Origin of the sequence: Clostridium sp. TF11-13AC (assembly GCF_003481065.1) — a bacterium.
GTDB classification, from domain to species: Bacteria; Bacillota; Clostridia; order Lachnospirales; family Lachnospiraceae; genus Otoolea; species Otoolea fessa.
In genome coordinates this window covers 44,002-69,083 of record NZ_QUKJ01000003.1, presented here as the reverse complement: position 1 = coordinate 69,083, position 25,082 = coordinate 44,002, and the positions used below count along the sequence as shown (strand labels likewise).

General features: G+C 50.6%; 23 protein-coding genes. 21 read left to right on the top strand and 2 right to left on the bottom strand.

Annotated features, from left to right (window positions below):
• The first annotated feature begins 21 nt into the window (after window positions 1-21).
• From lepA to thiI, 7 genes are all read left to right on the top strand, one after another.
• Window positions 22-1,836 carry a translation elongation factor 4 gene (gene lepA, locus DXD12_RS07710; RefSeq protein ID WP_022359720.1) on the top strand — a complete coding sequence of 605 codons (1,815 nt, stop codon included), beginning with the start codon at window positions 22-24 and terminating at the stop codon, window positions 1,834-1,836.
• On the top strand, window positions 1,836-3,092 hold the full coding sequence (gene hemW / locus DXD12_RS07705) for a radical SAM family heme chaperone HemW (RefSeq protein ID WP_118638008.1): 1,257 nt from the start codon (window positions 1,836-1,838) through the stop codon (window positions 3,090-3,092). Before lepA ends, hemW begins: the two co-directional genes overlap by 1 nt.
• Window positions 3,093-3,184: 92 nt before the next feature.
• Entirely contained in the window at window positions 3,185-3,946 is a 762-nt protein-coding gene (locus DXD12_RS07700) for a TSUP family transporter (RefSeq protein ID WP_107001602.1), read from the top strand.
• Window positions 3,947-4,206: 260 nt separating this feature from the next.
• Window positions 4,207-5,163 carry a 50S ribosomal protein L11 methyltransferase gene (gene prmA / locus DXD12_RS07695; protein ID WP_107001601.1) on the top strand — a complete coding sequence of 319 codons (957 nt, stop codon included), beginning with the start codon at window positions 4,207-4,209 and terminating at the stop codon, window positions 5,161-5,163.
• Between the two features lie 2 nt (window positions 5,164-5,165).
• Entirely contained in the window at window positions 5,166-5,900 is a 735-nt protein-coding gene (locus DXD12_RS07690) for a 16S rRNA (uracil(1498)-N(3))-methyltransferase (RefSeq protein ID WP_118467406.1), read from the top strand.
• A gap of 31 nt (window positions 5,901-5,931) precedes the next feature.
• Window positions 5,932-7,086, top strand: a complete 1,155-nt coding sequence (locus DXD12_RS07685; protein ID WP_117795084.1) for a cysteine desulfurase family protein — start codon at window positions 5,932-5,934, stop codon at window positions 7,084-7,086.
• 80 nt (window positions 7,087-7,166) lie between these two features.
• On the top strand, window positions 7,167-8,345 hold the full coding sequence (gene thiI / locus DXD12_RS07680; RefSeq protein WP_117795086.1) for a tRNA uracil 4-sulfurtransferase ThiI: 1,179 nt from the start codon (window positions 7,167-7,169) through the stop codon (window positions 8,343-8,345).
• A gap of 211 nt (window positions 8,346-8,556) precedes the next feature.
• Here the strand turns inward: thiI and DXD12_RS07675 are convergent, their stop codons facing one another.
• Window positions 8,557-8,787, bottom strand: a complete 231-nt coding sequence (locus DXD12_RS07675) for an HPr family phosphocarrier protein (RefSeq protein WP_022359725.1) — start codon at window positions 8,785-8,787, stop codon at window positions 8,557-8,559.
• A 91-nt stretch (window positions 8,788-8,878) separates the two neighbouring features.
• Between DXD12_RS07675 and mtaB the strand changes: the two genes are divergently transcribed.
• Complete coding sequence (mtaB, locus tag DXD12_RS07670; protein WP_118638006.1) at window positions 8,879-10,195, top strand: tRNA (N(6)-L-threonylcarbamoyladenosine(37)-C(2))-methylthiotransferase MtaB; 1,317 nt, start codon at window positions 8,879-8,881, stop codon at window positions 10,193-10,195.
• A 126-nt stretch (window positions 10,196-10,321) separates the two neighbouring features.
• Here mtaB and DXD12_RS07665 read toward each other — a convergent pair whose 3' ends face one another.
• Window positions 10,322-11,080, bottom strand: coding sequence for a tRNA threonylcarbamoyladenosine dehydratase (locus tag DXD12_RS07665; protein ID WP_118467410.1), 759 nt, complete (start codon window positions 11,078-11,080; stop codon window positions 10,322-10,324).
• 807 nt (window positions 11,081-11,887) lie between these two features.
• Here DXD12_RS07665 and cysK point away from each other — a divergent pair.
• From cysK to recO, 13 genes are all read left to right on the top strand, one after another.
• The gene (gene cysK, locus DXD12_RS07660; RefSeq protein WP_118638004.1) at window positions 11,888-12,823 is read left to right on the top strand and encodes a cysteine synthase A; all 936 of its coding nucleotides are present in this window, start codon (window positions 11,888-11,890) and stop codon (window positions 12,821-12,823) included.
• Window positions 12,824-13,104: 281 nt separating this feature from the next.
• Window positions 13,105-14,274 (top strand): ATP-binding protein, encoded by a 1,170-nt coding sequence (locus DXD12_RS07655; RefSeq protein WP_118638002.1) that lies wholly within the window; start codon window positions 13,105-13,107, stop codon window positions 14,272-14,274.
• 110 nt (window positions 14,275-14,384) lie between these two features.
• Entirely contained in the window at window positions 14,385-14,648 is a 264-nt protein-coding gene (locus DXD12_RS07650; RefSeq protein ID WP_022359731.1) for an IreB family regulatory phosphoprotein, read from the top strand.
• Window positions 14,649-14,755: 107 nt separating this feature from the next.
• Window positions 14,756-15,193 (top strand): Holliday junction resolvase RuvX, encoded by a 438-nt coding sequence (ruvX, locus tag DXD12_RS07645; protein ID WP_117795092.1) that lies wholly within the window; start codon window positions 14,756-14,758, stop codon window positions 15,191-15,193.
• Between the two features lie 56 nt (window positions 15,194-15,249).
• Complete coding sequence (locus DXD12_RS07640; protein WP_107001592.1) at window positions 15,250-15,552, top strand: DUF1292 domain-containing protein; 303 nt, start codon at window positions 15,250-15,252, stop codon at window positions 15,550-15,552.
• Window positions 15,553-15,586: 34 nt separating this feature from the next.
• Window positions 15,587-17,254 (top strand): ribonuclease J, encoded by a 1,668-nt coding sequence (locus tag DXD12_RS07635; RefSeq protein WP_118628760.1) that lies wholly within the window; start codon window positions 15,587-15,589, stop codon window positions 17,252-17,254.
• A gap of 30 nt (window positions 17,255-17,284) precedes the next feature.
• Window positions 17,285-17,698 carry an aminodeoxychorismate lyase gene (locus DXD12_RS07630; protein ID WP_118628759.1) on the top strand — a complete coding sequence of 138 codons (414 nt, stop codon included), beginning with the start codon at window positions 17,285-17,287 and terminating at the stop codon, window positions 17,696-17,698.
• Window positions 17,685-18,326, top strand: coding sequence for an O-methyltransferase (locus tag DXD12_RS07625; RefSeq protein ID WP_022359735.1), 642 nt, complete (start codon window positions 17,685-17,687; stop codon window positions 18,324-18,326). Before DXD12_RS07630 ends, DXD12_RS07625 begins: the two co-directional genes overlap by 14 nt.
• Window positions 18,327-18,340: 14 nt before the next feature.
• Complete coding sequence (locus tag DXD12_RS07620) at window positions 18,341-19,579, top strand: U32 family peptidase (protein ID WP_118467416.1); 1,239 nt, start codon at window positions 18,341-18,343, stop codon at window positions 19,577-19,579.
• A gap of 34 nt (window positions 19,580-19,613) precedes the next feature.
• Window positions 19,614-20,426 carry a YdcF family protein gene (locus DXD12_RS07615; RefSeq protein ID WP_107001589.1) on the top strand — a complete coding sequence of 271 codons (813 nt, stop codon included), beginning with the start codon at window positions 19,614-19,616 and terminating at the stop codon, window positions 20,424-20,426.
• Window positions 20,427-20,540: 114 nt separating this feature from the next.
• The gene (locus DXD12_RS07610) at window positions 20,541-23,459 is read left to right on the top strand and encodes an insulinase family protein (RefSeq protein WP_118638000.1); all 2,919 of its coding nucleotides are present in this window, start codon (window positions 20,541-20,543) and stop codon (window positions 23,457-23,459) included.
• 26 nt (window positions 23,460-23,485) lie between these two features.
• A complete protein-coding gene (gene era / locus DXD12_RS07605; protein ID WP_022359739.1) occupies window positions 23,486-24,403 on the top strand; it encodes a GTPase Era in 918 nt (305 codons plus the stop codon).
• Between the two features lie 20 nt (window positions 24,404-24,423).
• The gene (gene recO / locus DXD12_RS07600) at window positions 24,424-25,071 is read left to right on the top strand and encodes a DNA repair protein RecO (RefSeq protein ID WP_022359740.1); all 648 of its coding nucleotides are present in this window, start codon (window positions 24,424-24,426) and stop codon (window positions 25,069-25,071) included.
• Window positions 25,072-25,082: the final 11 nt, after the last annotated feature.

Below are 25,082 nucleotides of genomic sequence, written 5' to 3'. Positions count from 1 at the left end.
TACAGAGAGAGGAATGAACGGATGGCAATTATAGATCAGAGCAAAATCAGAAATTTCTGCATCATTGCACATATCGATCACGGCAAATCAACGCTGGCAGATCGTATTATTGAGATGACGGGACTTTTAACGAGCCGTGAGATGCAGGCGCAGGTGCTTGATAACATGGATCTGGAGCGGGAGAGAGGTATTACCATCAAGTCGCAGGCAGTCCGCACGGTATATAAGGCGAAAGACGGTCAGGAGTACATTTTTAACCTAATCGACACGCCTGGACATGTGGACTTTAACTACGAGGTTTCCCGAAGCCTGGCGGCGTGCGACGGCGCGATTCTGGTTGTGGATGCGGCACAGGGAATCGAGGCGCAGACGCTGGCGAATGTATATCTGGCGCTGGATCATGATCTGGAGGTCATTCCGGTGTTAAATAAGATCGATCTGCCAAGTGCGGATCCGGAGCGCGTGGCAGCGGAGATCGAGGATGTGATCGGTCTGGAGGCGTCAGATGCACCGCGTATTTCTGCGAAGACCGGCTTAAATGTCGAGGCAGTTCTGGAGGAGATCGTGCAGAAGATCCCGGCACCGGCGGGCGATCCGGAGGCATCGCTGCAGGCGCTTATTTTCGACTCCCTGTATGATTCTTACAAGGGCGTTATCGTATTCTGCCGTGTGAAGAACGGTACGATCAAAAAAGGCACACGCATGAAAATGATGGCGACCGGAGCGGCTGCCGAGGTTGTGGAGGTCGGATATTTTGGCGCAGGTCAGTTTATTCCGTGCGAAGAGCTTTCAGCCGGTATGGTTGGTTATGTGACTGCCAGTATTAAAAATGTGCAGGATACCCGCGTGGGCGATACGATCACCGATCTGGACAACCCATGCGCAGAGCCGCTTCCGGGTTACAAGAAGGTAACGCCGATGGTATACTGCGGTCTTTATCCGGCGGACGGTGCGAAATATCCGGATTTGCGGGATGCACTGGAAAAATTGCAGCTCAACGATGCAGCGCTCTATTTTGAGCCAGAGACATCGGTAGCGCTGGGCTTTGGTTTCCGGTGTGGTTTCCTGGGGCTTCTTCATCTGGATATTATCCAGGAACGCCTGGAACGCGAGTACAATCTGGATCTTGTTACAACGGCGCCGGGCGTTGTATACCGGGTGCACAAGACGAACGGCGATATGATTGAGCTGACGAACCCGTCAAACCTGCCGGATCCCTCCGAGATTGCCTATATGGAAGAGCCGATCGTGTCGGCGGAGATCATGGTTACGACCGAGTTTGTCGGTGCGATCATGACGCTGTGCCAGGAGCGCCGCGGCGTTTACCTGGGAATGGAGTATATTGAGGCGAGCCGTGCGCTGCTGAAATATGAACTTCCGTTAAATGAGATTATTTATGATTTCTTCGATGCATTGAAATCGCGCTCCCGCGGTTACGCGTCGTTTGATTATGAGTTAAAGGGCTACGAGGAATCCAAGCTGGTAAAACTGGATATTCTCGTCAACCGCGAGGAAGTGGACGCGCTCTCTTTCATCGTATTCGAAGGTTCGGCATATGAGCGCGGCAGAAAAATGTGCGAGAAGCTCAAGGATGAGATTCCGCGTCATTTATTTGAGATTCCAATCCAGGCGGCGGTCGGTGGAAAGATCATTGCCCGCGAGACGGTCAAGGCAATGCGGAAGGACGTTCTGGCAAAATGCTACGGCGGCGATATTTCCCGAAAGAGAAAACTTCTGGAGAAGCAGAAGGAAGGAAAGAAACGTATGCGTCAGATCGGAAACGTAGAGATTCCGCAGAAGGCATTTATGAGCGTCCTGAAGCTGGACGAGGAATAATGGAATTATATATACACATCCCGTTCTGCGTCCGCAAATGCCGTTACTGTGATTTTCTTTCGTTTGCGTCCGATGCGTGCGTGCGGGAAAAATATGTGGATCAGCTGATCCGGGAGATTGAAAGCATTCCGGAAGAGGATGCAGGGCAGTGTCCTGAAAATGCGGCGCCGCGGCTAAACCTGACAGGGCGGACGGTGGAGACGATCTTTATCGGCGGCGGAACGCCGTCCCTGCTTCCACCATCGGCGATTGAGCGGATTCTGGCAGCCGTCCGGCAGGTCTTTCGGGTAGAGCCGGATGCGGAGATCACGATGGAGGCGAATCCGGGGACATTGACGCCGGATTCGGCAGCCGGTTACCGGAATGCAGGGGTCAACCGCCTGAGTCTGGGGTTGCAGTCGGCTTCGGAGGAGGAATTGCGGCTTTTAGGGCGGATTCATACGCGGGAGCAGTTTTTACAGAGTTTTCGTGCTGCGCGGGACGCTGGATTTGACAATATCAATGTCGATCTGATGTCGGCGCTTCCGGGACAGTCGGAGGAGAGCTGGCAGGAGACGCTGCGGTTCGTCTGCGACCTGGAACCGGAACATATTTCCGCGTACAGCCTGATTGTGGAAGAAGGCACGCCGTTATATGAAGAGTACGGGGAGATGTGCGCGGATCTGGAGAAATACGGCGATTATGCCTCTATGCCAAAGCGTTTACAGACGAAGTATGAAAACTGCAAATGTCTGCCGGATGAGGAGACAGATCGGAATATGTACCATCATACGAAAACAACGCTGGCGAAGCGGGGCTATGAGCGGTATGAGATTTCCAATTATGCCAGACCGGGCTATGCCTGCCGCCACAACATCGGTTACTGGACCGGCGTGGAGTATCTGGGGCTTGGTCTGGGGGCGTCCTCGCTGGCGGGCGGGAAACGCTTTCAGGTGACGGCGGATTTGAACCGTTATCTGACGTTTACGAAAGAAGAGCTGGCAGCGGGCGCACAGTATGAGGAAATACACGAACTGAGCCGTCAGGAGCGGATGGAAGAATTTATGTTTTTGGGGCTGCGGCTGACCGGCGGCGTCCGGACGGCAGAGTTTGAACGTCGGTTTGGCGTGACGATGGAAGCGGTGTACGGCGAGGTGATCGAGAGGCTTTTGAAAGAAGGATTGCTGGAAGCGTCAGCCCAGACAGATAGCCATGTCCGCCTGACCGAATATGGTTTGGATGTCAGTACCTATGCACTGGCGGAGTTTTTGCAATAAGAATAGAAATGTATGCCCAGAGCGCTTTTTGACACCTGTTTTGCAACGGCAGGAAGAATTTGGGCGTGCATGAAAGTTTTGGAGGATGTAGCATGGATTGCACGATACTGCAGTTTATAATCGTCTGCCCGATGGTATTTCTGGCAGGCTTTGTGGATGCGATCGCAGGGGGCGGCGGATTGATTTCACTGCCGGCGTACCTGATCGCCGGGGTTCCGACCCATATGGCGCTCGGAACCAACAAAATGAGTTCCATGATGGGAACGGCAATCGCGACCGGGCGGTTTGCCAAAAACGGTTACATACAGTTTAAGAAGGTGGTCTGGTTTATTGTGGCGGCGCTGATCGGTTCTTCGATCGGTTCGAACCTGACTCTGTTAGTCAGCGATAAGATTTTACAGTATATGATGATCGTGATTCTTCCGATTGTTGCATTTTATGTTATGCGGAATAAGAAAATGGGCGATGATTCGCTGGCGGGCACCCTGCCGGAGCGGAAATCATTCCTGATTGCGCTGGCATCCGCGCTGATCATCGGTATTTATGATGGTTTTTACGGACCGGGAACCGGAACTTTCCTGCTGCTGGTGCTTACAGGAGCGGCGCGCTATACGATGAAAGAGGCGGCGGGTACGACAAAGGCGATCAATCTTTCGTCTAATGTGGCGGCGTTTGTCACATTTGTGATTCACGGCAAGATCATTTACACGCTGGGGCTGGCTGCGGCGATCTGCAGTATTTTAGGAAATTATATCGGTTCCGGCCTGGTATTGGGAAATGGACAGAAGATCGTGCGCCCGCTGATTCTGGTGGTGCTGGCGATCCTGTTTGTGAAGATTTTATTGGGAAATTAGAACGATTAGGCTGATTCAGCCGTTTGACAGTTACTGTTCACGCATACGTGCCCAGTAACGGAATTTGCCGTGGCTTCGCATTTAAATACGGCAAATTCCTGCTGCCACCACGTTTTCTTACGGCACTTTCGGTTCCAAAAGTGCCTACCTGTGAACAGTAACGTTTGACACATTTACAGTGAAAATGATGAAAAAATAGCTGCGTGATGAAACGTGAATATTTGGCTGATAAGTCGTTTCAATAAAGAGAGGTAACGAACATGAAATGGAAGAAATTTACGCTGACGACCACCACAGAGGCGGTGGATCTCATCAGCTACACATTGGATGAACTCGGCATCGAGGGCATTGAGATTGAGGACAATATCCCGCTGACCGAGAAAGAGACGAAGGGAATGTTCATCGACATTCTGCCGGAGCTTCCGCCGGATGAGGGCGTGGCGAAGGTAAGTTTTTATCTCGATGAGGATGATGATATCCCGGCGATGATGGCGAAAGTCAAAGAGGCGCTGGAAGAATTGAAGCCGTTTACCGATCTGGGCGCCTGCACGTTTGCAGAATCCGAGACGGAGGATAAGGACTGGATCAACAACTGGAAACAGTATTTCAAACCGTTTACGGTCGATCACATCCTCATCAAGCCGACCTGGGAGACAGTGCCGGAGGAGCACAAGGACAAGCTGCTGATTCAGATCGATCCGGGTACGGCGTTTGGTACGGGCATGCATGAGACAACGCAGCTGTGCATCCGCCAGCTCGAGAAATATGTGACACCGGATTCAGAGGTGCTTGATGTCGGAACCGGAAGCGGTATCTTAGGCATCACGGCGTTAAAACTGGGCGCAAAACACGTATTTGGAACGGATCTGGATGAAAATGCGATCACAGCCGTTGGCGAGAATCTGGAAGCAAACGGAATTGCACCGGAGCAGTTCAAGGTCGTACAGGGCAACATCATCGACGACAAGGCAGTGCAGGACGAAGTAAAATACGAGTATTACGACATTGCGGTTGCCAACATTCTGGCAGACGTTATCATCATGCTACAGAAAGAGATCCCGGTTCATATTAAGAAAAATGGTATCTTCATCACATCGGGTATTATTGATATGAAGGAAGAGGCAGTCAAGGCGGCATTTGAGGCGAACGATGCCTTTGAGATTGTAGAGATCACCCATCAGGGCGAGTGGGTTTCTGTCACAGCGAGGAAGAAATAATCATGTACCATTTTTTTGTGGAACCGCACCAGATCGGGGCGGAAGAAATCCGGATTGAGGGCGCGGATGTCAACCATATCCGCAATGTTCTGCGGATGAAGCCGGGCGAGGAGATCCTGATCAGCAGCCGTGAGGGCGGCGACTATTTCTGCCGCGTGGAAGAACTGGAACCAGAGTATGTTTCGGCAAAGATTCTGGAAGAATGGGAAAACAAAGAGCTTCCGGCGCGGATTCACCTGTTCCAGGGGCTTCCGAAGGGCGATAAGATGGAACTGATCATCCAGAAGGCGGTGGAGCTGGGGGCATACCGGGTGGTTCCGGTCAGCATGAAGCGTTCGGTTGTCAAGCTGGATGCGAAAAAAGCGGACGCGAAGAGAAAACGCTGGAATGCGGTTTCTGAGAGCGCCGCGAAGCAGTCCAAGCGCAGCCTTATCCCGGAGGTGGCGCCGCTTATGACCTACAAAGAGGCGGTCAAAGAGGTAGCCGGGTACGATATGGTTCTTCTGCCATATGAGTCGGCGGACGGCATCCGGAAAACGAGGGAACTGCTGGCGTCGGTCAAGCCGGGTACGGATATCGCCGTTTTCATCGGTCCGGAGGGCGGTTTTGAGGACGAAGAAGTCGAGCTTGCCAGGGAAAACGGGGCGGAGATCGTAACGCTTGGAAAGAGAATTTTGCGGACGGAGACGGCAGGCTTGTGTATGTTGTCGGCACTGATGCTGCAGTTGGAAGTGTAATTGGAAAATTACAAAGGAGATAGAGATAAAAATGGAAGCCTATTTTGATAATTCAGCGACCACCAAGGTGCTGGACTGCGTAAAGGATGCAGTCGTTGATGCAATGTGTGTCAACTACGGAAACGCGGCGGCGAAGCACAGAAAAGGTGTGGAAGCAGAAAATTTGATTCGCGAGGCAAAGAAGGCGATCGCGGATACACTGAAAGTGCAGGAGAAGGAGATTCTCTTTACTTCCGGCGGAACAGAGTCGAACAATACGGCGCTGATCGGCACGGCGCTGGCAAACCGCAGAGCCGGAAAACACCTTATCACGACCGGTGTGGAACATCCGTCGATCTACAATACGATGTCATTTTTGGAGGAGATGGGCTTTGAGGTGACCTATCTTCCGGTCGATCATTTGGGACATATTTCTCTGGAGGATCTGGAAAAAGCTATCCGCGAGGACACGATCCTGGTGTCTGTGATGTACGTCAATAACGAGGTCGGAGCAGTAGAGCCGATCGAGGCGATCAGCCAGTGCATCAAGAAGAAAAATCCGAAGACATTGTTCCATGTCGATGCGATCCAGGCATATGGAAAATATAAGATCCGTCCGAAAAAACAGGGAATTGACCTGCTTTCCGTCAGCGGACACAAGATCCATGCGCCGAAGGGCGTCGGATTCCTCTATATCCGCGACGGTGTCAAGATCCGCCCGATTCTGTTTGGCGGCGGCCAGCAGAAGGGCATGCGTTCCGGTACGGAAAATGTGCCGGGGTGTGTCGGACTCGGCGTGGCAGCACGCGAGGCGTACAAAGATTTTGATGCACGCATCGAAAAGCTGTATACACTCCGGGAGCACCTGATTGCGGGATTGAAACCGCTCGGCGGCGTCACCATCAACGGCAGTGAGGACCGCACCAACGCGCCGCAGATCGTCAGCGCCAGCTTTGAGGGCGTCCGCAGCGAGGTACTTCTCCATGCGCTGGAGGACAAAGGGGTTTATGTATCGTCCGGTTCCGCCTGCTCGTCCAATCATCCGGGCATCAGCGGTACTTTAAAGGGAATCGGCGTGAAAAAAGAACTTCTCGATTCGACGATCCGGTTCAGTCTGGGTGATCTGAATACCGAGGAAGAAGTAGACTATGCGATCGGCGTTCTGGGAGAACTGCTTCCGGTACTGCGCCGTTACCAGATGAAATAAAATGGCTGTTTAAAGAATGGCTGTTCAGTTTTTTTGCAGGAAAGCAGAAGAATGACAGCCTGTTGTAGAAAGGGAATTCCATGTTTCATACATTTTTGATTAAATATGCGGAGATTGGCCTGAAAGGTAAAAACCGCTATGTATTCGAGGACGCGCTGGTGTCCCACATCCACCACTCGTTAAAACGTCTTGATGGAAAATTTACCGTAACCAAGGAGGCAGGGCGTATCTATGCGACCGCAGCGGAAGAATTTGATTACGATGAGGTCATCGACGCACTGAAAAAGGTATTCGGTATTGCGGCGATCTGTCCGATGGTCCAGTTAGAGGACAACGGCTATGACGACCTGAAAGCGAAGATTGTTGAGTATGTGGACAAAGCATACCCAGATAAACACTTTACGTTCAAGGTAAACACCCGCCGTGCCAACAAACAGTATCCGCATACCTCCGAGGAAGTCAACCGCGATCTCGGTGAGGTCATCCTGGACGCATTCCCGGAGACAAAGGTAGACGTACACAATCCGGATGTTCTTTTAAATGTGGAACTGCGTGCAAAACGTATCAACGTATACTCTCTGGTGATTCCGGGACCGGGCGGTATGCCGGTCGGAACCAATGGACGCGCGATGCTGCTTTTATCCGGCGGTATCGACAGCCCGGTGGCAGGATACATGATCGCAAAACGCGGCGTTACCATCGAGGCAACCTATTTCCATGCGCCGCCATACACCAGCGACCGTGCAAAACAGAAAGTAGTCGATCTGGCAAAGCAGGTAGCAAAATACGCAGGTCCGATCAAATTAAACGTAGTCAATTTCACAGATATCCAGCTCTACATCTACGAGCAGTGCCCGCATGAGGAGCTGACGATTATCATGCGCCGCTACATGATGAAGATCGCGGAAGAGCTGGCGAAGAAAGACGACTGTCTCGGACTCATCACCGGCGAGAGCATTGGTCAGGTAGCATCCCAGACGGTTCATTCCCTGGCGGTTACCAATGCAGTCTGCACACTTCCGGTCTTCCGCCCGCTGATCGGTTTCGACAAACAGGATATCGTCGATATTTCTCTGAAAATTGGTACCTACGAGACATCGATCGAGCCGTATGAAGATTGCTGCACCATCTTCGTAGCCAAACACCCGGTTACCAAGCCGGTTCTGCACCTGATTGAAAAATCCGAGCGCAATCTGGAAGAGAAGATAGATGCGCTGGTAAAAGAGGCGATCGATACGGTTGAGGTTATCCGGTGCTAGTCATATATAAAAAAGAATGTGCCTTGGCACATTCGGGCGTCTCGCGCGGTCGCTTGCGACAGTTTTTTGCTTCGCGCGAGTGCGCATCCTCGCGGAGTGTTTTTTTCATAGGACGCAGTTCTCTATGAAAAAAAGAACCGCTGCAAAGCGAGTTGCTTAACAGCGGTTTTTTTCGTTTCAAACAGAACCATCTCGATCGTTCTAATGGTTGCTATACAATGTACGGAGCCAGTGTCGTTAAGATCTCATCGATCTGGTTCTCAGAATGGATGTTTAAATCGATCGGTTTAGACAGATCCAGACTGAAGATACCCATGATGGATTTAGCGTCAATCACATAACGTCCGGAAACAAGGTCAAAATCTACGTCGAACTTCGCTAAGTCGTTGACGAAGGATTTAACTTTATCGATCGAGTTTAAAGAAATACGAACTGTTTTCATGAAAAAAACCTCCTCTATCTACAATAATACTTTTATACTACAAAGTAATCTGACAAAAGTCAAGAGAGGATTCAATTTAAAGGAGATAAAAATGAGAAAAGCGGCATTCCACAATCTGGGCTGCAAGGTGAACTCGTATGAGACGGAAGCCATGCAGCAGCTCTTAGAGGATGCAGGATATGAGATTGTGCCGTTCCGGGAAGGAGCGGATGTTTATATTATCAACACGTGTTCCGTGACGAATGTTGCCGACCGGAAATCGCGCCAGATGCTGCATCGAGCAAAGAAAATGAACCCGTCGGCGGCTGTTGTGGCGGTCGGCTGTTATGTGCAGGCAGCAGGCGCGGAGCTGAAAAAAGATGAGGCGGTCGATCTGATCGTCGGCAATAACCAGAAAAAAGATCTGGTACAGATCCTGGATGATTATTTTGCAGATCACGAAAACAGCGGTGAGATTCTGGATATCGGACATTCACAGGAATACGAAGAACTCCATATCCGCCGGATTGCTGACCATACGCGTGCCTTTATCAAGGTACAGGACGGCTGCAACCAGTTTTGCAGCTATTGTATTATACCATATACGAGAGGACGCGTCCGCAGCCGCCGCCCGGAGGACATCGAGCACGAGGTGCGCGGGATTGCGGAAGCCGGATACAAGGAAATTGTCTTGACCGGTATCCATTTAAGCTCCTATGGTGTCGATTTCAAGGATGAGCAGCAAGAAAATCTGCTGACTTTAATCAAACGTCTCGACCAGATTCCGGGCATTGAGCGCCTGCGCCTCGGTTCTCTTGAACCACGTATCGTAACCCGCGAATTTGCCAAAGAGCTGGCGAGGCTGCGGACCATCTGCCCGCACTTCCATCTGTCACTCCAGAGTGGCTGTGACGCGACTTTAAAGCGCATGAACCGCCGCTACAACGCTGCTGAATATCAGGCGTGCTGTGAAATTCTGCGGGAAGAATTTGACAATCCGGCGATCACGACCGATGTCATCGTAGGATTCCCGGGCGAGACCGAAGAAGAATTTGCCGAAACAGAACGCTTCTTAAAAGCGATCCATTTCTATGAAATGCATATATTCAAATACTCCCGCCGCGCAGGCACCCGCGCCGCCGATATGCCGGATCAGGTACCAGAAGGAATCAAATCCGTCCGCAGCGATATTCTGCTGGCACTGGAAAAACAGCAGTCCTTAGAATACCGCGGGCGCTTTCTTGGAACTGAAGAAGAGATCCTTCTCGAAGAACCGATCGAGATCGACGGAACCAAATACATGATGGGACACACCCGCCAGTACGTCAAAGGTGCCGTTCCATACGAAGAAGGATTAAAAAATAAGACGGTGAAGGGAATCTTCACGAAGGCACTGAATGAAGAGGTGCTTTTACTGGAAAGTGAATAGAAGACCGTAAACGAAAAAACCAATGATCCCCCCAAGATGGGATTCATTGGTTTTTTACATACATATAAAATTTCAAAAAATGACATAAATAGAATATATCGACTTAATAAATTAACCAGTAAGCAATCAATGAACCCCGACGAGATCCTTAATAACCTCCCCGGCAATAATCAGTCCCACTACTGATGGTACAAACGAGATACTACCCGGAATCTGCCGTCTGTCGGTACATTTACGGGCGGTTCCCGGCGGGCAGACACAGTGGGAACGGCAGGAGATTGCCATATCATCGCCCGGAGTCAACGGTTTCTCTTTCGAATAAACCACTTTCAGTTTCTTGATTCCGCGTTTTTTTAGCTCACGCCGCATGACCTTCGCGAGCGGGCAGACGGAAGTCTTATAAATGTCAGTTACCTCAAAGGCAGCCGGATCCAGCTTGTTTCCGGCACCCATCGAGCTGATGATCGGCGTGTGGCTTGCCTCTGCCTGTTCTACCAGCATCAGTTTTCCCGTCACGGTGTCGATTGCGTCGATCACGTAGTCATACTGGGAAAAATCAAATTCCTTCGCGGTATCCGGCATGTAGAATGTCTTGTAGGTGTGGACAACTGCATGTGGGTTGATGGATTTGATGCGTTCCTCAGCGACATCAACCTTGTACTTTCCGATGGTGGAGGTGGTTGCGATGATCTGGCGGTTGATGTTGGTTAAGCAGACCTTGTCATCGTCGATGAGATCAAGCGTGCCGACACCGCTGCGCGCGAGGGCCTCCACCGCATAGCCGCCGACTCCGCCGATGCCGAAGATGGCAACGCGTGCTTTTGATAAACGCTCCATGGCATCCCTGCCGAGGAGAAGTTCAGTTCTGGAAAATGAATTTAACATATGATACTCCCTTGTAATATATTCTGTCAGTAGCTTCACAGTCACAACTGTGCTATACTAGATAATAGCAGGCTCTGTTTCTGAACGTTTTTTACCCATCAGTTCGGTATTTTATTGTAAAGGTGCGGTCTGCGTTTGTCAAGAAAGACATGAAGAAACGTAACAAAGTGTGCAAATAATCGTTACTGTTCACGGGTAGGCACTTTTGGAACCGAAAGTGCCGTAAGAAAACGTGGTGGAAGCAGGAATTTGCCGTATTTAAATGCGAAGCCACGGCAAATTCCGTTACTGGGCACGCGTGCGTGAACAGTAACAACGGGCAAAAAAAGGTTGACAGATATTGCATAAAGTGATAATATGCCTACTAAGCTGATAGGAAAAAGAAAAGGAGTGAAGATCATGAAAGCAGTCAATGGTTTTTGGATGAATACGATGTGTTGCAGCAATGGTTGTATTTGTATGGATCGATGTTGTTGTCGCATTTGTGTACGCGAAAACCAGAAAGCTGGACTTCGGTAAGCGGGGTTTCCGGGGAAAACGGGTTTCGTGAATCTTTTTATTCATAAGGGTTAAGGATATAGAAAGAGCGCATCCGCGTACACAGAAAAACAAGCAGGACAGGCGGCAGAAAAGCTGGATTGGACGGGTGGGAAATGTGTATAGAGGATGGGTTCTTTTCGCATTTTAAACTTCTTTTGGAGCGAGTTTTTCAAATTGGAAATGAGTTCTGGAAAAAAGAAGAATCTATAGAAATCTATAAAAATTAAAAAATATAAAAATCATCACAGATATTAGGAGGAAATCATCATGGCAAACATTTATAAGGGAACACTGGGGCTGGTAGGAAACACACCGTTAGTTGAGGTTGTGAATGTTGAGAAAGCGCTGGGACTGGAAGCAACGGTTCTGGTAAAATTGGAGTATTTAAACCCGGCTGGAAGCGTGAAGGATCGTATTGCAAAAGGCATGATTGAGGATGCAGAGAAGAGAGGTGTCCTGAAAGAGGGTTCTGTCATCATCGAGCCGACTTCCGGCAATACCGGTATCGGTCTGGCGTCCATCGCAGCAGCGAAGGGATATCGCATCATCCTGACGATGCCGGAGACGATGAGCGTGGAGCGCCGCAACATTCTGAAAGCGTACGGTGCAGAGATTGTCCTGACTGAGGGTGCAAAGGGCATGAAGGGCGCGATCGAGAAGGCAGAAGAGCTGGCAAAAGAGACACCGGGCAGCTTCTTAGCCGGTCAGTTTGTCAATCCGGTCAATCCGGCGGTTCACAGAGCAACCACTGGTCCGGAGATCTGGAATGATACCGACGGAAAGGTTGATATCCTGATCGCAGGTGTTGGTACCGGCGGAACTCTGACAGGTACCGGCGAATACTTAAAATCCCAGAACCCGAATGTGAAAGTCGTAGCGCTGGAGCCAGCTTCATCCCCGGTATTAAAGACAGGCAAGGGCGGCGCACACAAGATTCAGGGTATCGGCGCCGGATTTGTGCCGGATGTACTGAACGTTAAGATTTATGATGAGATTTTCGAGGCGGAGAATGAGGATGCATTTGCGGCAGCAAAACTTCTGGCACACAAAGAGGGCATCTTAGTCGGTATTTCCTCCGGCGCAGCCCTGCATGGTGCGATTGAGCTGGCAAAACGCCCGGAAAATAAGGGGAAAACCATCGTAGCGATTCTTCCGGACAGCGGTGACCGCTATTATTCCACACCACTCTTTACAGAGGACTAAGAGACTAATTATAAGAGACTAATTATAGAAATAGGACTTCCCAGAATGCAGGGAGAGTGTTATAATTAACAGAAAATGAGTGACTGGTTACGTGCGCGTGAACGGTAACAAAACAGCAGAAAAACACAGGACCCGTTTGTTTGGCAGAGCACTGTCAGCGCGGATCCTGTGCTTTTGTTTCATTTCATGAGAATTGTGGTTACTGCACACGGGTAGGCACATTTTTTACATTCTTTTTCTTAAAGAGGATTTTGCAGATAACGGATACAGGAGAATATACAATGAAAACGATTACGATTGAGGAGCTGGAAGCGTTAAAGGATGCGGAGAAGACGATCGTGGATATCCGCCCGCAGGACCAGTATATGCGCGGAACTTTTCCGGGGGCGGTAAGCCTCCCGGCGTCCCAGCTGGAAGAGCAATATGAGGAAGAAACAGCCAGGTTAGACAAAATGCATCCAGTGTACGTGATGTGCCATACCGGTGAGAAGAGCCAGGAGTGGGTGCGTCGTCTGACCGGAGACGGATTTGACGCGGTCAATGTGGAGGGTGGTTACCGTGCGTGGCTGCGCCTCTCCCTCTCACGCTTCGTAGGCGGAGAATCCGAGGCGGATCGAGAGGAAAAACGGGCGAGAATTGAGCAGAGTATTATAAAAAAATTCCGCAAGCCGATCTGGCGGGCGTTTACGCGGGCGCTCAACACCTACGACCTGATTCAGGAGGGCGACAAGATCGCAGTCTGTATCTCAGGCGGCAAGGATTCCATGCTGATGGCGAAACTTTTCCAGGAATTGAAAAAACATGGAAAATTCCAGTTTGAAACCGTTTTTCTAGTGATGAATCCGGGCTACAATGCGGATAACTGGAAGATCATCCAGGACAATGCGAAACTTCTCGGCATTCCGCTGACGGTATTTGAGAGCGATATTTTCGACACGGTGGCGACGATCGAACAGAATCCGTGCTACCTTTGTGCCAGAATGCGACGCGGTCACCTCTATGCACAGGCGAAAGCGCTGGGCTGCAATAAAATTGCGCTTGGGCATCATTTTGATGATGTGATTGAGACGATCCTCATGGGAATGCTGTACAGCGGCAAGATTGAGACGATGATGCCGAAGCTGCACAGCCAGAATTTCGAGGGCATGGAGCTGATCCGCCCGATGTACCTTATCAAGGAAGATGCGGTCAAGGCGTGGCGTGATTACAACGGACTGCAGTTTATACAGTGCGCGTGCCGTTTTACTGAAAATTGCGTGAGCTGCGGAGGCGGACGTGGTTCCAAGCGCGATGAGATGAAGGAATTGATCGCCCATTTCCGCAAGGAGAGCGACGTGATCGAGAAAAATATCTTTAAGAGTGTCCACAATATCAACTTAAAGACTGTGATCGGTTACCACAAGGACGATTGGACGTACAATTTCCTGGATGATTATAATGATAAAAAATAACTTGCCGAATGGGGTAAAGTAGAGTAAAATAAAAAAGAGTAGTTTACCTGCACGCATGGATCCGCAGAGTGACAGAGCGCGGCGGGTATTTAAAAGGACGTGAAGACAAAATGGGTGATATCAGCAATACACAGTTTTTTAGAGCAGTACAGGAAGAGAAGAAGCTGGAGGCAAGCCAGGTTCTGGAACAGGTATATACAGCGCTGACGGAGAAGGGTTACAACCCGATCAATCAGATTGTAGGATATATTATGTCTGGAGATCCGACCTATATTACCAGCCACAAGAGTGCCAGAAGCCTGATTATGAAGGTAGAGCGTGACGAAATTCTGGAAGAGCTTGTGAAGGTATATATTGAGACGAAGCTTCAGTAAAGAGTGGATGCAGCACGGCAATTAAAAAGCGGAAGAGTAAACAGCTGGCGACAACAGTCCAATATCTGACGGGCTGCCAGCTTGTTTTGTTATGGAGAAAATAGAATATGAGAATTATGGGGCTTGATTTTGGATCGAAGACCACGGGAGTGGCAATCAGCGATCCGTTAAGCATTACAGCACAGGGGATTGAGACGATCACACGGAAGGATGAGAACAAACTTCGCCAGACCTGCGCCCGGATTGAAGAGCTGATCCGGGAATACGAGGTTGGGACGATTGTTTTGGGGTATCCTAAAAATATGAATAATACGCTGGGAGAGCGCGTTGAAAAGACGCTGGCATTTAAAGAGATGCTGGAACGGCGGACGAACCTTCCGGTCGTTATGTGGGACGAGCGCCTGACGACGAATGCGGCGGAGCAGATCCTGATCGAGAGTGGAGTGCGCCGGGAAAACCGGAAGAGCGTGATTGATAAGATTGCGGCAGTATTGATTTTGCAGGGATATTTGGATTTACAGGCACAAGGAAAAGCGGAAGAATAAATTATCAGTGATAAAAATCAATGATTGAAAATAAAGAATAGAAGGAGAATCATAGAATGGGAAACCTGGATTCAATGTTAGATGAACTGAATAATATGGAAAACAGCATCACGCTGAGGGATGAGAACGGCGAGGAAGTGAAGCTGTATGTCCTGGAAGAGACAAAGTTAAATGGCGAGTCCTATCTGCTGGCAAGTGATACGAAGGACGGCGATGGAGAGTGCTATCTGTTGAGAGATACATCAAAGCCGGAGGATGCAGAAGCAGCTTACGAATTTGTGGACGATGATGGAGAACTGGAGTATATGTCCAAGGTGTTTGCGGAGCTGATGAGCGATCTGGGCGTTGATATCGAATAAAAATCTAAAAATCGAATTTTTGGAGGTGCATTGATTGAAAAAGGAAACAAATCATAATAAGGTAAAGATCATACCGCTCGGTGGTCTGGAACAGATCGGTATGAATATGACTGCCTTCGAATATGAAGACAGCATTATTGTAGTAGACTGCGGTATGGCATTTCCGAGCGACGATATGCTGGGAATCGATCTGGTTATCCCGGATGTATCCTATTTAAAGAACAACATTGACAAAGTCAAGGGCTTTGTGATCACGCACGGACATGAGGACCATATCGGCGCGCTGCCGTATGTACTCCGCGATGTTCCGGCACCGGTATACGGCACCAAACTGACGATCGGACTGATTGAGAATAAATTAAAAGAGCATAATATGATGAAGACCGTCCGCCGCAAGGTCGTAAAGCACGGACAGTCCATCAATCTCGGATGTTTTCGGATTGAGTTCATCAAGACGAACCACAGTATCGCAGATGCATCGGCGCTTGCGATCTTCTCCCCGGCTGGCATTATCGTCCACACCGGCGACTTCAAGATCGATTACACACCGGTATTCGGCGAACCGGCGGATCTGCAGCGTTTTGCCGAGCTTGGAAAGAAAGGCGTGCTGGCGCTGATGTGCGACAGTACCAACGCGATCCGTCCGGGATTTACGATGTCGGAGCGCACCGTCGGCAAGACCTTTGATTCGATTTTTGCAGAGCACAAGAACAACCGGATCATCGTTGCGACGTTTGCTTCCAACGTAGACCGTGTCCAGCAGATCATCAATACGGCATACCACTATGGACGTAAGGTAGTGGTCGAGGGCCGAAGCATGGTCAATGTCATCGGCACGGCGAGCGAACTTGGATACATTAATATTCCGGAAAATACACTGATCGACATTGAACATCTGAAAAATTATAAGAAAGAGGATACCGTCCTTATCACGACCGGCAGCCAGGGCGAGTCTCTGGCGGCACTGTCCCGTATGGCGGCAGACCTGCACAAGAAGGTTTCGATCATGCCGGGCGACGTGGTTATTTTAAGTTCCACCCCGATTCCGGGCAATGAGAAAGCCGTTGCAAGAGTTATCAATGAGCTGTCGATGAAGGGCGCAGAGGTTATCAACCAGGATACCCACGTATCCGGACATGCCTGCCAGGAGGAGATCAAGCTGATGTACTCCTTAATTCGTCCGAAATTCTCGATTCCGGTACACGGTGAGTACCGCCACCTGATGGCGCAGCGCAACCTGGCAATCTCAATGGGCATTCCGAAGGAAAATGTCATCCTGATGCGCTCAGGTGATGTGATCGAGATCGGGGACGAGGGCTACCGTGTTGCCGACCATGTACAGGCGGGCGGCATCCTGGTCGATGGCCTGGGCATCGGTGATGTCGGAAATATCGTTCTGCGCGACCGCCAGAACCTGGCACAGAACGGTATCATTATCGTGGTACTGACGCTGGAGAAATACAGCAACCAGCTCTTAGCGGGACCGGATATCGTGTCCCGAGGTTTCGTCTATGTGCGTGAGTCCGAGGATCTGATGGAAGAGGCACAGAGAATCGTGGATGAAGCCGTACAAGGCTGTCTTGAGAAGCACGTGAGCGACTGGGGCAAGATCAAGAACATTATCCGCGACAGCCTGAGTGATTTCCTATGGAAGAAGATGAAGAGAAATCCGATGATTCTTCCGATCATCATGGAAGTGTAGAAGACTGCAAAAGCAGCACGGAGGTGGCATATGAGCCGGACATCTGGGGAACCCCATATCGCAGTATCAATTCTGGACAGTGTGTTCCGGATCGTTTTTCTGGTACTGACACTGTTTCTGCTCTATGAGGGCGCAACGAAGGGCTACTGGCTGGGGCATGAGATATTTAAACCGACCGCAGTTGAGGCAGAGCCGGGAAGAATGAGAACGGTTACCATCGAGGAAAGCGAAAGCACCTCCGAGGCAGGCGAAGCGCTGGAACGCGTCGGTTTGATTAGGAGCCGCGTGGTCTTTGTGCTGCAGGCAAAGATTTATGAATACAAGATATATCCGGGAACCTATCAGTTCAGCACCGCCCAGACTTCTCTGGAGATGCTGAAGGAGATGGATGAGGCGGCAGCTTCTGCCGCCAGCCCGGAGGAGGATAAAAGTGATAGTAAATGACAGAATTACCGCCTATATCCAGTCGTTGGACGCGGGCAACGGACCGCTGCTCGACTCGATAGAGGAAGAAGCGCTGGCTGACTGCGTGCCGATCATCCGCAGGGAGACCTCCGCATTTCTGAAAACACTGATTGCTCTCAAGCGCCCGCAGTCGATTCTGGAGGTAGGAACGGCTGTGGGCTATTCGGCTTTACTGATGAGCCGTGTGATGCCGGAAAACTGCCGGATCACGACGATTGAGAAGTACGAAAAAAGAATACCGATTGCCAAGCGCAATTTTGAAAGGGCAGGAAAAGAGCCGTGCATTACTTTACTGGAAGGCGATGCGGAAGAGATACTGGGGACGCTTTCCGGCCCTTATGATTTTATATTTATGGATGCGGCTAAGGGGCAGTATATGCACTGGCTGCCTCAGATTTTGCGTCTGCTGCCGTCCGGCGGCGTTCTTCTGTCGGACAATGTCTTACAGGACGGCGATATCGTGGAATCCCGCTATGCGGTCGAGCGCCGCAACCGGACGATCCACACGCGGATGCGCGATTATTTATATGAACTGACACACATGAAAGAATTTGAGACGTCTGTCATTCCGATCGGGGATGGCGTGGCGTTAAGTGTAAAGCGATAAAAGAAAGGAAAAACATGAGAAAACTGGAACTTTTAATCCCGGCGGGCAGCCTGGACGTCCTCAAGACGGCGGTCCTTTACGGAGCCGATGCGGTCTATCTGGGCGGCGAGGCGTTTGGTCTGCGGGCAAAGGCGAAGAATTTTACGAACGAAGAGATCAAAGAGGGCATTGCGTTCGCCCATGAGCGCGGCGTCAAAGTATATATTACAGCAAATATTTTTGCACATAATGATGATTTAGCCGGTGTGGAAGAATATTTCACAGAACTGAAAGAAATCAAGCCGGATGCGCTGATTATTTCCGATCCGGGTGTTTTTGAGATTGCCAGACGCATTCTCCCGGAGATGGAGATCCATATCAGCACACAGGCAAATAATACAAACTACGGGACGTTCCTTTTCTGGTATAAACAGGGCGCGAAGCGCGTGGTAACGGCGCGGGAGCTGTCCTTGAAGGAGATTCGCGAGATCCGCGAACATATTCCGGAGGATATGGAGATCGAGAGCTTCATCCACGGAGCGATGTGCATTTCCTATTCAGGACGATGTCTTCTCAGCAATTTTCTGACGGGGCGCGACGCGAACCAGGGCGCCTGTACTCATCCGTGCCGCTGGAAATATGCGGTGGCGGAGGAGACAAGACCGGGCGAGTGGATGCCGGTCTATGAAAATGAGCGCGGCAGCTATATTTTCAACTCCCGCGACCTGTGCATGATTGAGCACATTCCGGAGATGGTCGAAGCAGGAATCGACAGCTTCAAGATCGAGGGACGCATGAAGACAGCACTCTATGTGGCAACCGTGGCGAGAACCTACCGAATCGCAATCGACGATTATCTGGAAAGCCCGGAAAAATACCAGTCCAAGATGGAGTGGTATAAGAGTGAGATCCGCAAATGTACCCACCGGGAATACATCACCGGATTTTATTTCCATAAACCGGGTACCGAGTCGCAGGTATACGGAAGCAATACTTATGTAAAACCGTATACCTATCTGGGAACGGTCGGCGCTGTGCGCGGGGATGGCCTGGTTCATCTGGAGCAGAAGAATAAATTCAGCGTGGGAGAGACGATCGAGATCATGAAGCCGGACGGACGTAACCTGCGTGTGGAAGTGAAAGGCATCTTTACTGAGGATGGAACCGCGCAGGAGAGCGCACCGCACCCGAAGCAGCAGCTCTGGGTAGACTTAGGCGGTATGGCAAAGCCGCAGGATATCCTGCGGCGTGAGGACGAAGCGCTGGATTTGTAAAGGTGCGGCTGGATGGACATCAGGAGGATGACAGATGGTTTGGTTTTTAGGAGGAACGGCGGTCCTGTGCCTGTTATATTATATCATAATTGTTATTTATTCAGGTGTTTCGACTTCGTTTGCCTTGATCTGGCCCTGCTTGGCGATTTTTTTGGGACTTCTGGCGGCTGGATGGTGGTTTGGCAGCCAGCATGAGGGCAGAATTCCCGTGTGGATCGGCGTTTCCGTCGGGACAGTATGTGCGGCGGGATTTCTGATTCTGGTGATCACGGAGGTTTTGATCGGCTGGAGCGCCATTACGGCGACGGGACAGCCGGCGGACTATGTGATCGTGCTGGGAGCACGTGTGCGCGGCACCAAGATCAGCAATTCCCTAAAGCAGCGTCTGGATCGGGCGATCGAGTATTCGGAGGAATATCCGAACACGGTTCTGGTGCTTTCCGGCGGAAAAGGTCCGGGCGAGGAGATCAGCGAGGCGCGGGCGATGTACGAATATTTACAGTACAACGGGATTCCGGAGGATAAGCTGCTGATTGAAGACCAGTCCTCCGACACGGTGCAGAACATCGAGTTCAGCCGGACGGTGATCGACCGGCAGGAATACAACAAGGCGCAGGCGGCGCGGGCACACCTGATGGAGTTTTACCGTGAGCGCCCGGACGGCGATACCATCCGGATCGGGATTCTGACGAGCAATTACCATGTGTTCCGGGCGGAGGCGATCGCGCGCAGACAGGAGATCGAGCCGGTCGGCGTGGCAGCTGCGTGCGACCCGGTGCTGGCGGTGCACCTGTGGCTGCGGGAGGCATTTGCCGTACTAAAAGACAAATTTATGGGAAGACTGTAAAAAAAGAAGAAAAAAGGTGCGATTCAACGTTACTGTTCACGTATACGTGAACAGTAACGATTCAACAGATGTCTGTATGCGCTGTGGAATCGTTTCAGAGAAAGGAAAGACAGCATGACAGTAAAAGATTTGAAGAGTTATCAGATCCTGAACGAAAAACATGTAAAAGAGCTGAATTCCGAGGGGATTCTTCTGGAACATAAGAAGACGGGAGCGAGAGTGTTCCTACTCTCGAATGACGATGAGAATAAGGTGTTCTGCATCGGATTCCGCACCCCGCCATCTGACAGCACGGGTGTGCCGCATATCATGGAGCACAGCGTCCTGTGCGGTTCGGCGAAATTTCCAGTCAAGGATCCGTTTGTAGAGCTGGTGAAGGGCTCCTTAAATACCTTCTTAAACGCGATGACCTACCCGGATAAGACGGTATACCCGGTTGCAAGCTGCAACGACAAAGATTTCCAGAACCTGATGGACGTCTATATGGACGCGGTTCTGCATCCGAATATCTATAAAGAAGAGAAGATTTTCCGCCAGGAGGGCTGGCATTACGAGATGGAGTCGGCGGACAGCCCGATCACGGTAAACGGTGTCGTTTACAATGAGATGAAGGGTGCATTTTCCTCCCCGGAGGGCGTGCTTGACCGCTACACGCAGAACACGCTTTACCCGGATACCTGCTATACGCATGAGTCCGGCGGCGCCCCGGAGGTTATCCCGGAGCTGACCTATGAGGATTTCCTGAATTTCCACCGCAAATTCTACCATCCGTCCAACAGCTTTATCTATCTGTACGGAAATATGGATATGGCAGAGAAGCTGGACTGGCTGGATCGTGAGTATTTAAGCCACTATGACCGTCAGCCGGTGGATTCTGAAATTCACTACCAGAAGCCGTTTGACGCTCCGAAGGACCGTGAGATCTTCTATCCGATCACTGAGGATGAGCCGGAGGATCACGCAACCTATCTGTCGGTTAATACGGTGGTGGGCGACGATCTTGACCCGATTCTCTACATGGCATTTCAGATCCTGGAGTATGTGCTTTTGGATGCGCCGGGCGCCGTTTTAAAGAAAGAACTCATCAGCGCTGGGATTGGCCAGGATATCCTGGGAAGCTATGAAAATGGTATTTTACAGCCATATTTTTCTGTCATTGCGAAAAATGCGGATGGCAGCCAGAAAGAGGCGTTTTTAAAGACTGTCAAGGCAACGCTTAAGAAGCTGGCAGATGATGGCATCAACCAGAAGAGCCTGATGGCGGGCATCAACTACTATGAATTCCGCAGCCGTGAGGCAGATTTCGGCAACGCGCCGAAAGGATTGATGTACGGCTTGCAGTGCTTAGATAGCTGGCTGTACGGCGGCGATCCGCTGATGCACCTGGAATATGAGGAGACATTTGCATTCCTCAAAAAAGCAGCAAAGGAAGGATATTTTGAAGAACTGATCCGCAAATATCTCTTAGATAACCCGTTTGAGGCGGTGATCACGGTCAGCCCGAAGCGGGGACTGACGGCGATCGAGGATGAGAAGCTGCGTGAAAAGCTGGAAGTATATAAGAAGAGCCTGGGCGCGGAGGAGATTCAGGCGATCGTGGATGGCACAAAAGAGCTGAAAGAGTATCAGGACACCCCGTCCCCGAAGGAAGATTTAGAGAAGATTCCGCTGTTGAAACGCTCAGATATCCGCAAAGAGGCGGAGAAATTTATCCTGACCGAGCGCGAGATTGGCGGAACCAAGGTGCTGGCACATGAGCTCTTTACCTCAGGCATCGGTTATCTGCGCGTGATGTTTTGTACCGACCATGTACCGTCCAGGGATCTGCCGTATGTGGGACTTTTGAAAGCAGTGCTTGGATTTGTCGATACGACGAAACACACATACAGCGATTTGTCGGATGAGATCAACTTAAATACCGGCGGTATCACGCTCAGCGTCAGCTCCTATGCGGACAGCCGGAAACAGGGCGCGTTTACCGGTATTTTTACCGCGAGTGCCCGGGTGCTGTGCGAGAAGCTGGACTTTGGATTTTCAGCGATCGCGGAGATTCTGCTTGATTCAATCCTTGATGATGAGAAACGTCTCGGCGAGATTGTGGCGGAGACGAAGTCGAAGAGCCAGATGCGTTTAAATCAGGCGGCACATTCAGCGGCAGTGATGAGAGCCAGCTCCTATTTTTCAGCAGAATCGGCATTTGACGACTGCACGGGCGGAATCGGCTTCTACCAGTTCCTTGAAGAGACGGCAAAGCACTTTGATGAGAAAAAGGGTGAGGTGATCGCGAAATTAAAAGAGACGGCGGCACGCCTGTTTACGAAAGAAAATATGCTGATAAGCTACACGGCAGCAGCTGGCGATCAGGCAGGGCTTGAAGCAGCGCTTCCGCTTTTAAAAGAACGTCTTCCACAGGGCGACGGAACCGTTTATCCGTTTGAGTGGAAAAAAGAGAACTTAAACGAGGGCTTCATGACCTCCTCCCAGGTCAATTATCTGGCGCGCTGCGGCAATTTCGTGGAGAAAGGGCTGGCATACAAGGGCACGCTGCGGACGCTGAAAGTCATTCTCGGATATGATTATCTGTGGATCAATGTCCGTGTCAAGGGCGGCGCTTACGGCGTCATGAATGGAGCCGGACGATTTGGCGACAGCTATTTCGTTTCCTACCGCGATCCGAACCTGCGCGAGACGAATGAGGTTTACGAGGGCATCGTGCCGTATCTGGAGCAGTTTGAGGCAGACGAGCGTGATATGACGAAATTCGTGATTGGAACCATCAGCGACCTTGATGCGCCGCTTCTGCCGCCGTACAAAGGCATTCGCGCCGACGCGGCCTGGTTTACCGGCGTGACGGATGCGATGATCCAGAAAGAGAGAGACGAGATCCTGGCAGTTACCCCGGAGGATATCCGGGAGCTGGCACCGATTATCAGGGCAGTGTTCAGTGAGCAGAGCATCTGTGCGATTGGAAATGCAGAAAAAGTCAAGGCAAATCAGGATCTGTTTAAGACGGTGAAGAATCTGTTTAACTAAACAAAATGCAAGTGAAAGGAAACAAGATGGCAAATACAGATACAAAAGAGTTTAAATCTGGCTTTGTGACCCTGATCGGGCGTCCGAATGTCGGCAAATCTACGCTGATGAACCACCTGATCGGACAGAAGATCGCGATCACATCTGAGAAGCCGCAGACGACCCGGAACCGTATCCAGACGGTTTACACAGACGAGCGCGGACAGATCATTTTTCTGGACACACCGGGTATCCACAAGGCGAAAAACAAGCTGGGCGAGTACATGGTCAATGTCGCAGAGAATACGTTAAAAGAGGTTGACGTGATTCTCTGGCTGGTAGAGCCGACCACCTTCATCGGGGCAGGCGAGCGCCACATTGCAGAGCAGCTTTCGAAGATCAAGACGCCGGTCATTCTGGTTATTAATAAAATTGATACGGTCAAATCGAAGGAAGAGATCCTGACCTTTATCGCGGCATATAAGGATATTTTGAATTTTGCGGAGATTATCCCGGTTTCGGCTCTCAAAGAGATGAATATCGAGGATGTCAAGAGCAGTATTTTTAAATATCTCCCGGCAGGTCCGCAGTTTTACGATGAGGATACCGTCACCGACCAGCCGATGCGCCAGATCGCAGCGGAGCTGATCCGCGAGAAAGCGCTTCGGATGCTGGACGACGAGATCCCCCACGGCATTGCAGTTGTCATCGACCAGATGAAAGAGCGCCCAAACGGCATCATCGACGTGGATGCAACGATCGTGTGCGAGCGCGATTCCCACAAGGGCATCATCATCGGAAAAGGCGGATCGATGTTAAAACGTATCGGAACCGCTGCCCGGATGGAAATTGAAAATCTGATGGACACGAAGGTCAACCTGAAACTCTGGGTTAAAGTGCGCCGGGAGTGGAGAGACAGCGATATGTATATGAAGAATTACGGATATAACCCGAAAGAAATTTAAGTGAGGGAAGGAAGGGCTGCATGCGAGATTTGATACAGACAACCGGAATGGTGCTTTATGCAGCCCCGGTCGGTGAATTTGATAAACGTCTGATTCTCCTGACGGGAGACCGCGGAAAAATCACGGCATTTGCCCGCGGGGCGAAGCGCACTGGAAGTTTGCTGCGTGCGGCAAGCCGGCCTTTCGCATTTGGAACCTTCACACTTTCTGAGACGCGGGATGCCTACAATCTCTATGGCGCGGAGATCGAAAACTATTTCGAAGGACTTGAACAGGACGTTGAGTGCGCCTGCTACGCCTCCTATTTTGCTGAATTCGCCGAATACTTCGGAAGAGAAGGTCTGGAGGCAAGAGAAATGCTGCGATTACTCTACCAGTCCTTCCGCGCCCTCCTAAAACCCGCACTCCCCAACAAACTTGTACAGCGCATCTTCGAATTAAAAATCATGGTCATCAACGGCGAATACACTGAAGATCCACCCCTGCGCGCCGGAGACTCCGCACGCTACGCCTGGCAGTACGTCATCTACGCGCCGATCGAGAAGTTGTATACATTTCTTCTGAAAGAAGATGCATTTGCACAATTTGCGGCGAATGTGGAGCGGAATAAGAGGGCATATGTAGATAAAAGTTTTCACTCATTGGAGATATTGCAGACGATTACATAACATACAACTAT

Bases quoted from the DNA above. Each gene is read 5' to 3' on its own strand.
- recO (WP_022359740.1), top strand. From the start codon at position 24,424: ATGCGAGATTTGATACAGACAACCGGAATGGTGCTTTATGCAGCCCCG.
- lepA (WP_022359720.1), top strand. From the start codon at position 22: ATGGCAATTATAGATCAGAGCAAAATCAGAAATTTCTGCATCATTGCA.
- DXD12_RS07690 (WP_118467406.1), top strand. From the start codon at position 5,166: ATGTACCATTTTTTTGTGGAACCGCACCAGATCGGGGCGGAAGAAATC.
- DXD12_RS07640 (WP_107001592.1), top strand. From the start codon at position 15,250: ATGGGAAACCTGGATTCAATGTTAGATGAACTGAATAATATGGAAAAC.
- DXD12_RS07630 (WP_118628759.1), top strand. From the start codon at position 17,285: ATGAGCCGGACATCTGGGGAACCCCATATCGCAGTATCAATTCTGGAC.
- cysK (WP_118638004.1), top strand. From the start codon at position 11,888: ATGGCAAACATTTATAAGGGAACACTGGGGCTGGTAGGAAACACACCG.
- DXD12_RS07620 (WP_118467416.1), top strand. From the start codon at position 18,341: ATGAGAAAACTGGAACTTTTAATCCCGGCGGGCAGCCTGGACGTCCTC.
- DXD12_RS07615 (WP_107001589.1), top strand. From the start codon at position 19,614: ATGGTTTGGTTTTTAGGAGGAACGGCGGTCCTGTGCCTGTTATATTAT.
- DXD12_RS07650 (WP_022359731.1), top strand. From the start codon at position 14,385: ATGGGTGATATCAGCAATACACAGTTTTTTAGAGCAGTACAGGAAGAG.
- DXD12_RS07700 (WP_107001602.1), top strand. From the start codon at position 3,185: ATGGATTGCACGATACTGCAGTTTATAATCGTCTGCCCGATGGTATTT.
- prmA (WP_107001601.1), top strand. From the start codon at position 4,207: ATGAAATGGAAGAAATTTACGCTGACGACCACCACAGAGGCGGTGGAT.
- era (WP_022359739.1), top strand. From the start codon at position 23,486: ATGGCAAATACAGATACAAAAGAGTTTAAATCTGGCTTTGTGACCCTG.
- thiI (WP_117795086.1), top strand. From the start codon at position 7,167: ATGTTTCATACATTTTTGATTAAATATGCGGAGATTGGCCTGAAAGGT.
- DXD12_RS07675 (WP_022359725.1), bottom strand. From the start codon at position 8,787: ATGAAAACAGTTCGTATTTCTTTAAACTCGATCGATAAAGTTAAATCC.
- mtaB (WP_118638006.1), top strand. From the start codon at position 8,879: ATGAGAAAAGCGGCATTCCACAATCTGGGCTGCAAGGTGAACTCGTAT.
- ruvX (WP_117795092.1), top strand. From the start codon at position 14,756: ATGAGAATTATGGGGCTTGATTTTGGATCGAAGACCACGGGAGTGGCA.
- DXD12_RS07655 (WP_118638002.1), top strand. From the start codon at position 13,105: ATGAAAACGATTACGATTGAGGAGCTGGAAGCGTTAAAGGATGCGGAG.
- DXD12_RS07685 (WP_117795084.1), top strand. From the start codon at position 5,932: ATGGAAGCCTATTTTGATAATTCAGCGACCACCAAGGTGCTGGACTGC.
- DXD12_RS07610 (WP_118638000.1), top strand. From the start codon at position 20,541: ATGACAGTAAAAGATTTGAAGAGTTATCAGATCCTGAACGAAAAACAT.
- hemW (WP_118638008.1), top strand. From the start codon at position 1,836: ATGGAATTATATATACACATCCCGTTCTGCGTCCGCAAATGCCGTTAC.
- DXD12_RS07665 (WP_118467410.1), bottom strand. From the start codon at position 11,080: ATGTTAAATTCATTTTCCAGAACTGAACTTCTCCTCGGCAGGGATGCC.